The following is a 12,795-nucleotide window of genomic DNA, read 5'->3' on the forward strand; positions in this document are numbered from 1 at the left end:
ATTAATGATGTACGCACTTTCTTGTTACGACATGATTTTTCACTTATTTGCCGATAAATCGAATAAAAAAGTCGATCCCTTAATATAAATCACTTAGTATGGCGCGCTTATTTACAGGCTATGTAAATAAAATTAATGCGCAGCACCCGGTAACGCGTACAGGCGACACGTGTTATCGACAACAGGAATGCCCTGGGTTGTCAGCAGAAATGTTCGCGGGCGGACATTTCGTAAGGTGAACATCGTTCCCTTATGCCGAGAATGAAAATTTTCTAGCCATACTTTTATGGCGCCCTGATATGAGATTGTTATGACTCGCATTTATCCACCATCCGTCGTTGCCAAATTTGGCGGCACAAGCGTCGCTGATTTTGATGCGATGAACCGCAGCGCCAGCATTGTCCTTGCTGATCAAGATGTCCGTTTAGTCGTACTGTCTGCTTCTGCAGGCGTAACAAACTTACTGGTCGAGCTTTCTGAAGGTCTGGAAACGCATCAGCAATTAGATAAACTTGAGACCTTACGCGCCATTCAATACAACATTATTTCCCGCCTGAAGCAGCCCTCCGTTATCAGCACGGAAATCGATAATCTTCTCAACAACATACGCCACCTTGCGCAAATGGCGACGGTCTCACCATCCGATGCGCTAAGCGATGAATTGGTCAGCCACGGCGAGCTTATGTCCTCTTTGTTGTTTACTGAAGTTTTACGTGAACGATATGCCGAAGCCGGGTGGTTTGACGCTCGCAGCGTGATGTGTACCAACTCGAGTTTTGGCTGCGCCGAACCTGAACTTAGTACCCTGCACCACCAGGTCGAGGCCCATCTTCGCCCTCGTCTTGAACACGCAATCATAGTGACCCAGGGATTTATCGGGCGTGATGCCGCCGGACACACTACTACGCTTGGACGCGGTGGGAGTGATTACACGGCGACGCTTCTCGGTGAGGCGCTTCACGCCGCACGCGTGGACATTTGGACCGATGTGGCGGGGATATATACCACCGATCCGCGTATTGCGCCGCGGGCCAAACGCATTGATCACATCTCATTCTCCGAGGCCAGCGATATGGCCGCCTATGGTGCGAAAGTGCTCCATCCGGCAACACTGCTTCCGGCGATGCGTAAAAGCATTCCGGTCTTTGTTGGCTCAAGTAAGGATGCGGCTGCCGGCGGAACGCTGGTGCATAACACCACCGATAATCCGCCGCGTTATCGTGCGCTCGCCGTGCGCCGTAAGCAGACGCTGTTACGATTACACAGTCTGGAATCACAACCGTCCTGTGCTTTCCTGGCGCAAGTATTTGCCATTTTAGCCCGCCACACGGTCACGGTAGATTTAGTCACAACCTCGGAGAATTGTATTGCGCTGGCACTAGATGCCACTCATGCGACGTCAGGCGAAGACCATATATTAACCACGGCATTATTTACCGCATTGTCCTCCCACTGTCGCGTGGAAATAGAAACCGGACTGGCACTCGTCACTTTGGTTGGGAATCAACTGACTCAGGCTGCGGGGGTTTGCAAAGACGTTTTTGCCTGGCTTGAAGAGCATACGGTACGAATGATTTGCCATGGAGCATCGAATGACAACCTGTGCATCCTGTTACCGGCTGACGATGCGGATAGCGCGGTTAGAGCATTACATTCTCGGTTATTCGAGTAATTCTTCTATTATTCCGTAACGCCTATCAAGCAAGATTTATAAACCAGCAGAGCCCTGGTTTTACAACCAAGGCTTTGCATTCAGACCGCCGGACTCTTAACAGAGGGACGATTTAGTTATGACGGTGATTGGTGCCACCACGACGGCATCGTTTGTCATAATGACGTACCCACCAGTAACGGTCACTGATTTGTTCGTGCCCACCCACTCTGGCGCCTGCTAACCAGAGAATACCGCCAACAAAAATACTGAGCACTGCACCATGTGCGAAAAACTGTGGCAGATTAAATTGCGGCAGTTGGTTTAAAATTGAATAACCCACTCCCACAACCATCACCACCAACCCCAAAGCCATGAGCACGTTACCGAGTAGCGAAGCGTTTTTGCGTTTCATGTGTCACCTCCGGAACTTTTGGGTTGTTACAGGAAATACCCCTAATCCTTATGTGTAAAGTATAGACAACACTTCCATTCGCAAGTGCGCCAGCGATCACAATAACAAACACTCGCGCAACAAAACTTTACAAATAAACTACTGAACACACTCATTTTCCAATAGTCCACTCGTGCAATTATTCAGTTTTTAGTGATAAACACTCAGTTTTTTGTCAAGCGCACCTTCAGACAGTAAACTACACGTCGTTTATGGAAACACTCAGGATAAAACACGTGACGATTAAACTGATTGTCGGTCTGGCGAACCCCGGCGCAGAGTATGCGGCAACCCGACACAACGCAGGCGCATGGTATGTCGATCTACTGGCAGAGAGATTACGCGCTCCCCTGCGCGATGAGCCGAAATTCTTCGGCTACACCTCCCGAGTAACGCTTGAAGGTGAGGATGTCCGTCTGCTGGTACCGACCACATTTATGAATCTTAGCGGTAAGGCCGTCGGTGCAATGGCCAGTTTTTATCGTATTAATCCCGATGAAATTTTGGTCGCGCACGATGAATTAGACCTGCCACCTGGCGTTGCCAAATTTAAGCTTGGCGGCGGCCATGGCGGGCATAATGGCCTGAAAGATATTATTAGCAAGTTGGGCAATAACCCTAACTTTCACCGATTACGCGTTGGAATTGGTCATCCGGGTGATAAAAACAAAGTTGTCGGGTTCGTTTTAGGCAAACCACCTGTTTCAGAACAGAAGTTAATTGATGAAGCGATTGACGAAGCGGCACGTTGTACCGAGATTCTATTCAAAGATGGCCTGACCAAAGCAACGAGTCGGTTGCACACCTTTAAAGCGCAATAAGCAGCGATGTGCGGCATTTTTCTCGCGTGCTGTGTATAATGGGCAGAGTTATTTACTTTTCTACAATCTGTTTTCTATAACAGGTTGAATATCAAAAGATTAAGGTGATTTAAACATGGGATTCAAATGCGGTATCGTCGGTTTGCCAAACGTAGGCAAATCCACCCTGTTCAACGCGCTCACAAAAGCGGGTATTGAAGCGGCAAACTTCCCGTTCTGTACTATCGAGCCGAACACCGGTGTTGTCCCGATGCCCGATCCGCGTCTGGATCAGCTGGCCGAAATCGTCAAACCGCAGCGTATTCTGCCAACAACGATGGAATTCGTCGACATTGCCGGTCTGGTAAAAGGCGCGTCTAAAGGCGAAGGTCTGGGAAACCAGTTCCTGACTAACATCCGTGAAACCGAAGCGATCGGCCACGTTGTTCGCTGCTTTGAAAACGACAACATCATCCACGTTAATAACAAAGTGGATCCGGCTGACGACATTGAGGTTATCAATACCGAACTGGCGCTGTCTGATCTGGATACCTGTGAGCGCGCTATCCATCGCGTACAGAAGAAAGCCAAAGGCGGTGACAAAGACGCTAAAGCAGAATTGGCTGCACTGGAAAAATGCCTGCCGCAGTTGGAAAACGCCGGTATGCTGCGCGCGCTAAAAACGCTGACTGACGAAGACAAAGCGGCCATCAAATACCTGAGCTTCCTGACCCTGAAGCCAACCATGTATATCGCTAACGTCAACGAAGACGGTTTTGAGAACAACCCGTACCTCGACAAAGTACGCGAAATCGCGGCTGCCGAAGGTTCCGTTGTGGTTGCCGTTTGTGCTGCTGTTGAAGCTGACATTGCTGAACTCGATGATGCTGATCGCGAAGAATTCATGGCGGAAATGGGTCTGGAAGAACCAGGACTGAACCGTGTTATCCGCGCAGGTTACGAATTGCTGAACCTGCAAACCTACTTCACCGCTGGCGTGAAAGAGGTTCGTGCATGGACCATCCCGGTCGGCGCCACGGCTCCACAGGCCGCCGGTAAAATTCACACAGACTTCGAGAAAGGCTTTATCCGCGCACAAACCATCGCGTTTGAAGATTTCATCACCTATAAAGGTGAACAAGGTGCGAAAGAAGCCGGCAAGATGCGTGCAGAAGGTAAAGATTACATCGTTAAAGATGGCGATGTAATGAACTTCCTGTTCAACGTCTAAATAGAACCTGCTGTCTCATGAGGTTTCATTGAACCTCGTCGGGACCGAAAAAACTTATGAAATCCACGCAATTGCGTGGATTTTTCATTTCACAATGTCTCAATTCATCTCGTAACAACGCTGTCAAAAATGAGTACATATTGAGGCTGACTCCTTCGTGAAGCACATAGCCCTACAGTTTCTCCAGAATTAAACACGCTTCACGATTAAGCGTAATGAACTCCTGCCAGCTATATTGCTGTTGATAGTTAAGCTGATACTGCTTCTCTACCTGGCAAATAAGCGGGCGTGTTTCATAAATCGCACACAACTTTGTCTCCATCTGATAGTGCTGACAAATGCCGTCACCGCGATCTAGAAATTGCGTTTCACTGGCGCGATCGACGTGGCGACAACAAGCGCCGCACTGGTTACAGGGAAACGCGGGTGTTAGCGTCATAACTTACTTAACCAGCTACGCACAGAGCGGGTATTCCCTGCTTCAAAGGGTAGCGCAATATTACGGCGCTCAACCTCTGCACGCAGCAACAAACCGCGCTCAATTTCACTATTCACCGCGTTAAGATGCAGCGAGAAGCGCGATAACGCAGACGTATCAATAGCAAACTCTAACGCCGAAAGCTCCAGTAGATAACGATCGAGTGCAGCATTCACCTGCTGATAATACTCTAGTGCTTTCTGATACTTATCTTTAAACGTATCCAGAAACTCCCAGACCTTTTTCATCAATTTGCTGTGTTCCAGGAAGTAGTTCATTACCAGCGTCAGAATACCTGTCGCCAGCGCACCGCAGAAAGCGGCCAGTTCCGGGCCAAAAGGAAAGACGAGCATCTTGGCTAAAGCATCATTAACCACCACCCCAGCAGCCACGGACACACCCGCAGCCACCAGCTTGCTCACCGCTTTAGCTAGCTGCCCCGGCGCTAACCCCTCAGGATTAAAGACCATAACTTTAAAGGCCTGTACCAAATTGTTCCACATCTCACGAATCAGGCGCACCATCATCTTCTTAGTCGTAAAGAAGATATTGAAGAGCGTCGTCGTAATGCTGGAGAGCACGCCACCGATGGCACCGTCTTTAAAGGACGTCAGGAAAGTGTTGAATTTACCCTGCACTCGCTGCCAGACTGCGCGTAATGCCTCCGCCGCATCTTGCAGGAAGTCTCCGGCATCGAATGAACGACGATGCTTCTCAAAGATCACGGGAATACGCTCGCGGAACTCAAACCAGGTCTCTGCCAGAACCAACCCCAACATCTGCCGCGTTCCCATGCGAAACGCATTGTTCATTGTGGCAGTGGCGACATTCTTCGCAAACTTGCTGCTGGTGTAATATTCCCGATTGATCGTACTGTTGTATTTTGCCCGCGCCTTTTTGTCGGCCTCTTTCATCCGTTCAAAATCGGCGGCGGCTTTATTTTCCAGCTTATTAAGTTTTTTTTGCTCTTGCTCGGAAAGCGTTAGCTGGCTGCGTAAACGGGCAATTTCCTGCGTAGTCGCAGCATACTGTTCTTGTAGCGTTTGCACGAAGGCATCCATCGTTTTCGCCTTCTTCGCCTTATTCAGCGACTCATTCGTGAAGGTCAGATTTGATGAATCATTAGCCAGATCGGCACCATCGCATTCGGCAAGGATACGCCCTGGATCGTTGTGAATTTCATGGGCGGCAATAATATGGTCGAGGTTCTTTTTATCATTAGCAGCAAATCTCTCACCGGTGTAGGTATCAGTCAACGTACCAGCTTCGTGCGCCTTTTTTCCCGCCCGATTGGTGGCAATGTAGTTTTCGTGGCTATGATAATGATGAGAATCATACCCTTCACGTTGCTCGTATCGTTGACGCTCGGCATCGGTAGCATACACTCCCTCGCGAGCGTTATGGATGGTATTCACATCGCCGCCGTGTTTATCCTCCAGCAAGAGAAAATCCAACCCAAAAGAGGTGATCAGACTCTTGACCACCGTCTGATGTAACTCTTCACCCCAGTCAAACCTGGCTGTGTTCATTGTGCTCACCCATAGCAATGCCGGGCAGCATCGCCCGGCAGGTCGATTAAATACGAGAGGAAAATGCGTCAAACTCAGAAGCAGAAGCCGACAGTTTTTCGTCCAGAATCTCTTTGTTCAGCAGGTTCATACCGTTGCTGTCGGTCTGCAGTTGGATCACCCCATCTTCGATAACGGCTTCTCCGTTTTCCTGCGTCACCGGCTTGAACAGCGGCGTGGTGATCACGTCGGTCATGATGGCGGCTAATTCATAACCATGGTCGATAATCGCCATGATCTCTTCCGACTCACTAATTTCGGTGGTGATATTCTTCTCATGACGTTCAACAATGATGGCATGCATTGCTTTCAGCGGCTCAAAGTAGTGTTGAACAAAGACGCTATGCATACGGGTAATTGATTCATAAATACTATTTACATACCGCTGCACCTTCGTCAGATGCGCTTCAGCCGCATTCATTTTTTCCACCGCCGCGGTCACTTCACGAGAGCTTTGATAAGCATTGTTAAGTGCTTTTTCGGCATGGCTATCGTAAGCCCAGCCCGCAATAGCAATCAGCGGAGCCACCACCGCACCGCCGAGCACCATCGCGCCGCCCGCCATCCCCCACCCACCTGCGGCCAGGGAACCACCACCAATAGCCGCCATTGTGGCGTTATACGCCGCCGCACCAGACAGGGCGGCGATCGGCGTACCGGTAGAAGCTGCGGCAAACGCCATAACACCGCTGTACACGGCAAAACCAGCGGCAGCACCAGAAACCCCGGCACCGACGACTGTCGTCAAGTATTCCGTGGCGGAAATCGCCAGACTTTGAATTTTATTGATATTGTGCTGCGGTACCTTCAGACAAAGATCTTTATGCCCATCCTTAGCCATACGCGCCAACAGATCGTCGGCAATCGTTTTAAATTCATTGAAATCTTTACCGATTTTCAGCTCTTTTTCACCCAGTTCGGCCAGTTTTTTCGACGTTGTTTCATTTGCCTGATCAAAACTCTCTTTATGCTTATCAAAGCGACGTTGCGCGCGATCTAATACATCATCAGCTTCCGATTTTTTCTGATAGCCATCATAAGCTTTTTTGCCGCCAAACGCCGTTGCCGCTGCCGCGACGCCCAGAATAATGAATGGTAATGCCATAGATAATAATCTCCTTTGCAATAAATCGTTGTTACCTGCTACGCATCACATTCCAGAACAGGAACGGGGTCGCGATCGCCAGTGATGTAGTTATGCAGTATATTGATGACCGTTTTTTTCAACCATTCTGGTTCCAGAATTTCTATATTTGGTAACCAGAATAGAATTAGTGGAATAATTTGATTCTGATGTGCTGCCTTGCAAAGCAAAGTCACGCCATCATTCTCTTCGCGAACCAATTCTTGCTGAGGCAGTAAATCTCGTCTTGCGAAGTAGCCAGCAATGCTGTGTTTAATACGCACCCGCACTTCAAACGTATCTTCACTCACCCAGGGATCGCGATGCTCGTCAATTAATGACAGTGTGGGTATATCAACCGCAAAATGCTCTTTCCGGATATCCAACCACCGAATTTTACTTAACGAAAAAGACTTAAGTTTTCCGTCCTCAGTCGCCTGCAGATACCAAATATTTTTCTGGTTAACTAATTTATAAGGGTGAACAGTGCGCGTTTTGTCTTTATATAAAATATGACAGACTCTGTTTTTCTGAATCGCTTTTTCTAATAAGTTAAAATACTTTCGCAAATCATTTCTGACTGAATGTTCAGGGCGACCAAACTGAACTCTAACGTGCTGTTCTTCAGCTCTTTTTTCTAAGTTAAGCCAAAAATCTTCATCTCTCTCAGGAAAAACCGCATCGGCGTCCAGCAGCTTTGCCAGTGGGCCATGAAGGGCATAGGCGCTATTATTCTGCGCTCGAACCGGTATCAATCGATACTCTCCGCCACCACTCCCCTCAATAAAAGAGGAAAGCATATTAAGATCACGATAGACCGTTCGTTCAGTGATATTAAATTTTTTCATCAACTGATAGCGATTCACAACGCCACAAGTTTGTAGCTCTATTAGGATATCGACTAAACGTTCTGCTGAGCAACTCCTTGCTGAATCAGCCATAAGCACCTACTTTTCTGTTTTCCTTACACAAATTATATATAAAATACTGACATATCCTGTCAGTGTATCGGCACGCTAATCATTTTTTTTAGAGAAATCGGCAATTTATTTAACCGTTAGTCGCATTAGGCAATTTTTAGGGGCAAAAAGCTCTCCTCATCAAGAGTAAATGCCAGAGGTATGACAGCAAAAAGACCGCATGCATACATCCTCAACAAACTGGCTAACGGCTATCTCTTCCACTAAGCCAAATTCAACGTTGAGTTTGCAAAGATGGATTGTCAGGAGAATTTCTTAATGATGGCCAGCACCGTGGTATGAACGCCGGTATTTGGCTTCTTCACGCTGAGTAAAAAAACATCATCCGCAGAAGGATATGGATGCGCTGGCAGCAGAAGAGCTAAATGGGGGATTTTACACTTCAACAACTCCCCATCTGTTTACGCGGTTGCAGCTGTTAGTGCTGCTGATTGAGGCGTTGAAACACAAGCTAATTCGTTGTAGAACCAGGCTTACCCATTGATTTCATAGTGACAAGGGGCTAATTTGTATCTCATTAAACATGATTATGACCCCCATCAAAGCCAGACTATGAACATCAGCGAAAAAACATATCATCAATTGAAGGCCAAAATCATCGCAAATGAGTTGGTAGGGGCTATCTCAGAAAATGAGCTATGTCAGGAACTTAATGTCAGTCGAACGCCGTTGCGTGAGGCTTTGTTTCGTCTGATGACGGAAGGCTGGATTGAGCCTTCCAAAAACAAAACGAAAACCATTAAGCCCATTACACTCAGTGAAATACGCGATATTTTTCAGATCCGAAAAGACATTGAAATTATGGTATTGAATTTGTCATGGGAGAACCAGGATCCGCAACGCTACCAGACAATTAAAGATAAAATTGAAGTCGGTTTTCATGATTCGAATGTGTCTTTATTACTCGAAGCTGATAACGAACTACATGAACAAATGCTATCCGATTGCCACAACGCTATCGTGACTAAAACACTGACCTTCATGTATGACCGGTTACGCATGCTGCGTTCAGACAAAATGAAAAATGATTCAATCATTGATTCATCCAAAGAACATTTGAAAATTTGCGCCGGTATTATTTCCCGTGATATAGAACAAACCCGTGAAGCCATTGCCCACCACGTCAACAACTCATACAACCGTCTGTTCTCCAGCTTTAAATAGGCATACATATAAAATGACCGGTATTTCTACCGGTCATTTGGAAAATTAAAAATTAGTAGAGCTGTCGGTACAACACTTTAATCTCTTCAATACAGGTATCTCGAGGATTTCCACCGGTACAGATGTCCGCCATTGCCGCAACGGCCAATGCATCGATATCTTCATATTTCATGCCGATATCACGCAGTCGGACAGGAATATTAACGTCTCGGTTAAGTTGTTCCACGGCTTCAACGGCCGCCTGACGCGCCTCTTCGATCGGCATCACCATGGCCTGAGTATTGCCCAGAGCCTGCGCAATCTGGCGATATTTGTCTCCTGTAAACTCAGCATTGTAAGCCATGATATGCGGCAGTAGCACCGCATTGGCAACGCCATGCGGTGTACCATAGAATGCCCCCAGAGGATGGGCCATACCATGTACCAGACCCAACCCGACATTAGAGAAACCCATCCCGGCAATATACTGCCCCACCGCCATACCTTCAGCGTCCTGGTCTATTCCCTGTATCGAACCGCGTAGCGAACGCCCTATCATCTCAATTGCCTTTAAATGAAGCGTATCGGTTAATTCCCATGCCCCTTTCGTAATATAACCTTCAATTGCATGAGTCAATGCGTCAACCCCGGTTGCCGCCTTTAAACTGGGCGGCATGCTGGCCATCATGTCAGCATCAATAATGGCAACGACCGGAATAGCATGAGGATCGTAGCAAACGAACTTACGGCGGTTCTCTACATCGGTAATTACATAGTTAATAGTCACCTCTGCTGCCGTACCCGCGGTCGTTGGAATGGCAATCATCGGTACGGCGGCATTTTGAGTGTCAGCCCCACCTTCGAGGCTGCGGACATCGGCAAACTCAGGGTTGCTAATAATTATCCCTACCGCTTTGCACGTATCCTGCGGTGAACCACCACCAATGGCGACCAGGTAATCCGCGCCCGCCTGACGAAATGCTTCAACACCTTGCTGCACGATGTCAATCGTAGGGTTAGGTATGACCTTATCAAAAATTTGGTAAGGCAACCCTGCGCTATCAAGAATATCAAGGACCTTAGTCGCCACATTAAACTGGATAAGATCGTGGTCAGTAACTACCAGCGCTTTTTTAAAGCCTCGCTTTTTAACTTCATCAACGATAGCGTTAATTGAACCCACGCCAAAATATGAGGTTTCATTTAATATCATTCTATAAGACATATTCTATACCTTATAACAGAGATGTATAACAGCAATACTGTATTGCCGTAGCATAATGAATGCCGTTATTGATTTTTGATTATTTGATACTGAACATTATGTCGATCTGTTGCGATTCCTGACAGGTTAGTTTCCCCGCAAAGCTTCTTGATCCCCCTCCAGAATACTGAAACTTATGAGCCACCGCGGTTTTAATTGTGGTAACAAAATCATTACCAATATTATAAATAGCAGAAAGTCGGCTTATCTCACGCTGTATACCAGTAAGCTGGGTAAGATCATTTTCATCCCAGGCTTTAATTGCCCGCACAAAAAGTTCGGGACAAATATTATTTAATCCTGAAATAACTCCCGCGCCACCCGCGAGTAGATTTGGGATGAGATATTCATCATAACCGGACAGAACAACAAAATCGTCTCTAACGGACGCGACTGACTGAATGATGGCGCGAGTATGAGAGAGGCAATCAACAGTATCTTTAACACCCACAAAATTGGGAAATTCTGCCGCTAATTGCGCCACCAGTACCGCGTCCAGATCGCATCCAGTTCGGGCAGGAAAGTTGTATGCGAACCATTTTCCATTCAGGCGTTGCCCCAGATCGCGGTAGTATGCCAATAGTTGGGCCGGCGTTTGTTGAAAATAGTAGTGAGGTAGAATCATCACTGCCTGATACTCGCAATGCGAGGCCTCTTCTGCCAGACGTATCATATCCGCCATACAGGTAGCTGAGATATTTGCCACCAGCGGCAGCGATGACATTTTCCGTGTCTCACGGATAAGCATCAGTCGTTCATCCAGCGTTAATGCAGTGAACTCCCCAATACTTCCCATTAGCAATACGACACGAGTCCCTGCCTCTTTCAACCGTCGCAAATGCTGTTGCAGTGCCGATAAATCAATATTTCCTTGTTGATCAAAAGGCGTAATTGATGGGCACCATGCACCGTGAAATTGAGCATGATTTTCAGACATAATATATTCCTGAGAAAATAAAAATTGTTTTATTCAATGACATGGTAAACAACAGTATCAGCCTGTATTTTCTGCCAGTCCCACTGAATACCCAAACTAGGTTCCTCTGGTGGAAAAGCATATCCCTCGCGAATGTTCACCTTATTCAGAGTAACACTATCGAGTTGTGGGATATATTCCAACCAACGGCTATTAGTAATGGCGCAACATAATGATATATGCAATTCCATCAAGAAATGCGGACAGACAATTTTGTTAAAGCATTCCGCCATATGTGCAACTTTAAGCCATGGTGTAATACCACCAATACGAGCCACATCAACTTGAATAATATCTGCGGCATTATTCTGTAAATACTCTTTGAAGTGCTGGATGGAATAAATGGACTCACCCACAGCAACAGGAATAGAGGTTGACTCACACAATTTCTGGTGAGAATCAACATCATGCGCAAGAAACGGTTCTTCAATCCATGAAAGATTAATATGTTCCAACAACGTTGCTCGCTGTTTGGCTTCCGAGAATTTAAACGCCTGGTTGCAATCAGTCATGATCACATACTCATCACCCACCGCTTCACGTACAGCAGTCAAGCGCTCGATATCACGCACCGGACTTTCAGAACCAATTTTGATTTTAGAACCGCAGAATCCCTGCGCCTTAACGGCTAGCGCATCATCAACTAATTCCTGAGTGCTTAAATGCAGCCAGCCCCCCTCGGTGGTGTATAATTTCATGCGCGATTTCGCGCCACCTGCGACTTTATACAACGGCAAATTCATGCGCTTACACTTCAAATCCCATAATGCGGTATCAATGGCTGCCAGTGCCAGAGACGTAATGGCGCCAACCGAGGTCGCATGAGTTGAGAATAGCAATGATTCCCAGATGCCCTCAATCATCGTCGCATCCTGACCAATCAATTTCGGTAACAGATGATCTCGTAACAGCGCAACCACAGATGAGCCTCCAGTGCCAATGGTGTAGGTGTAACCTTCACCTATTTCTCCACTCGATGTTGTTAAACGAATAATCGGCGTCTCTTGTGATACAAAAGACTGAATCGCATCGACACGTTTCACTTTAGGTTTCAAATCAACCATAAAGATTTCGGCTTTAACTATTTTCATTACATCCTCAATATCTGTTTATTTTTTTCGCAAAGT

12 protein-coding genes are annotated in these 12,795 nt (G+C 46.9%); 4 read left to right on the plus strand and 8 right to left on the minus strand.

The features are described from left to right. Nucleotides 1-310: 310 nt before the first annotated feature. The gene (lysC, locus tag OGY15_RS14605) at nt 311-1,672 is read left to right on the plus strand and encodes a lysine-sensitive aspartokinase 3 (RefSeq protein WP_151219408.1); all 1,362 of its coding nucleotides are present in this window, start codon (nt 311-313) and stop codon (nt 1,670-1,672) included. 112 nt (nt 1,673-1,784) lie between these two features. Here the strand turns inward: lysC and ychH are convergent, their stop codons facing one another. Beyond that, nucleotides 1,785-2,066, minus strand: coding sequence for a stress-induced protein YchH (ychH, locus tag OGY15_RS14610; RefSeq protein ID WP_151219409.1), 282 nt, complete (start codon nt 2,064-2,066; stop codon nt 1,785-1,787). Nucleotides 2,067-2,341: 275 nt separating this feature from the next. Here ychH and pth point away from each other — a divergent pair, with 275 nt between their 5' ends. Together pth and ychF are read left to right on the plus strand one after the other, a co-directional pair. Further along, nucleotides 2,342-2,926: an aminoacyl-tRNA hydrolase gene (pth, locus tag OGY15_RS14615; protein ID WP_016153302.1), complete on the plus strand. Its 585-nt coding sequence runs from the start codon at nt 2,342-2,344 to the stop codon at nt 2,924-2,926. Between the two features lie 115 nt (nt 2,927-3,041). Further along, a complete protein-coding gene (gene ychF, locus OGY15_RS14620) occupies nt 3,042-4,136 on the plus strand; it encodes a redox-regulated ATPase YchF (protein WP_016153303.1) in 1,095 nt (364 codons plus the stop codon). A gap of 172 nt (nt 4,137-4,308) precedes the next feature. On the opposite strand, the gene OGY15_RS14625 is transcribed toward ychF, so the two are convergent. From OGY15_RS14625 to OGY15_RS14640, 4 genes are read right to left on the minus strand one after another with little or no spacing between them, the layout of a single operon-like run. Beyond that, nucleotides 4,309-4,575: a YkgJ family cysteine cluster protein gene (locus OGY15_RS14625; protein ID WP_003020821.1), complete on the minus strand. Its 267-nt coding sequence runs from the start codon at nt 4,573-4,575 to the stop codon at nt 4,309-4,311. Next, complete coding sequence (locus OGY15_RS14630; protein WP_286539781.1) at nt 4,572-6,143, minus strand: coiled-coil domain-containing protein; 1,572 nt, start codon at nt 6,141-6,143, stop codon at nt 4,572-4,574. Before OGY15_RS14630 ends, OGY15_RS14625 begins: the two co-directional genes overlap by 4 nt. A 46-nt stretch (nt 6,144-6,189) precedes the next feature. Beyond that, nucleotides 6,190-7,287: a chemotaxis protein gene (locus tag OGY15_RS14635; RefSeq protein ID WP_286539783.1), complete on the minus strand. Its 1,098-nt coding sequence runs from the start codon at nt 7,285-7,287 to the stop codon at nt 6,190-6,192. A 38-nt stretch (nt 7,288-7,325) separates the two neighbouring features. Then, entirely contained in the window at nt 7,326-8,246 is a 921-nt protein-coding gene (locus tag OGY15_RS14640; protein ID WP_151219413.1) for a helix-turn-helix transcriptional regulator, read from the minus strand. Nucleotides 8,247-8,792: 546 nt separating this feature from the next. Here OGY15_RS14640 and OGY15_RS14645 point away from each other — a divergent pair. After that, complete coding sequence (locus OGY15_RS14645; protein WP_151219414.1) at nt 8,793-9,449, plus strand: GntR family transcriptional regulator; 657 nt, start codon at nt 8,793-8,795, stop codon at nt 9,447-9,449. 52 nt (nt 9,450-9,501) lie between these two features. Here OGY15_RS14645 and fucO read toward each other — a convergent pair whose 3' ends face one another. From fucO to OGY15_RS14660, 3 genes are all read right to left on the minus strand, one after another. Further along, nucleotides 9,502-10,653: a lactaldehyde reductase gene (fucO, locus tag OGY15_RS14650; RefSeq protein ID WP_151219415.1), complete on the minus strand. Its 1,152-nt coding sequence runs from the start codon at nt 10,651-10,653 to the stop codon at nt 9,502-9,504. Between the two features lie 79 nt (nt 10,654-10,732). Next, complete coding sequence (locus tag OGY15_RS14655; protein ID WP_187258858.1) at nt 10,733-11,629, minus strand: dihydrodipicolinate synthase family protein; 897 nt, start codon at nt 11,627-11,629, stop codon at nt 10,733-10,735. A gap of 29 nt (nt 11,630-11,658) precedes the next feature. Beyond that, nucleotides 11,659-12,759: a mandelate racemase/muconate lactonizing enzyme family protein gene (locus OGY15_RS14660; RefSeq protein ID WP_286539784.1), complete on the minus strand. Its 1,101-nt coding sequence runs from the start codon at nt 12,757-12,759 to the stop codon at nt 11,659-11,661. Nucleotides 12,760-12,795: the final 36 nt, after the last annotated feature.

Source organism: Citrobacter sp. Cu231, from assembly GCF_030332265.1.
Taxonomy (GTDB): domain Bacteria; phylum Pseudomonadota; class Gammaproteobacteria; order Enterobacterales; family Enterobacteriaceae; genus Citrobacter; species Citrobacter meridianamericanus.

Coding starts and splice junctions, on each gene's coding strand:
- lysC (WP_151219408.1), top strand. CDS start 311: ATGACTCGCATTTATCCACCATCCGTCGTTGCCAAATTTGGCGGCACA.
- ychH (WP_151219409.1), bottom strand. CDS start 2,066: ATGAAACGCAAAAACGCTTCGCTACTCGGTAACGTGCTCATGGCTTTG.
- ychF (WP_016153303.1), top strand. CDS start 3,042: ATGGGATTCAAATGCGGTATCGTCGGTTTGCCAAACGTAGGCAAATCC.
- OGY15_RS14625 (WP_003020821.1), bottom strand. CDS start 4,575: ATGACGCTAACACCCGCGTTTCCCTGTAACCAGTGCGGCGCTTGTTGT.
- OGY15_RS14630 (WP_286539781.1), bottom strand. CDS start 6,143: ATGAACACAGCCAGGTTTGACTGGGGTGAAGAGTTACATCAGACGGTG.
- OGY15_RS14635 (WP_286539783.1), bottom strand. CDS start 7,287: ATGGCATTACCATTCATTATTCTGGGCGTCGCGGCAGCGGCAACGGCG.
- OGY15_RS14640 (WP_151219413.1), bottom strand. CDS start 8,246: ATGGCTGATTCAGCAAGGAGTTGCTCAGCAGAACGTTTAGTCGATATC.
- fucO (WP_151219415.1), bottom strand. CDS start 10,653: ATGTCTTATAGAATGATATTAAATGAAACCTCATATTTTGGCGTGGGT.
- OGY15_RS14655 (WP_187258858.1), bottom strand. CDS start 11,629: ATGTCTGAAAATCATGCTCAATTTCACGGTGCATGGTGCCCATCAATT.
- OGY15_RS14660 (WP_286539784.1), bottom strand. CDS start 12,759: ATGAAAATAGTTAAAGCCGAAATCTTTATGGTTGATTTGAAACCTAAA.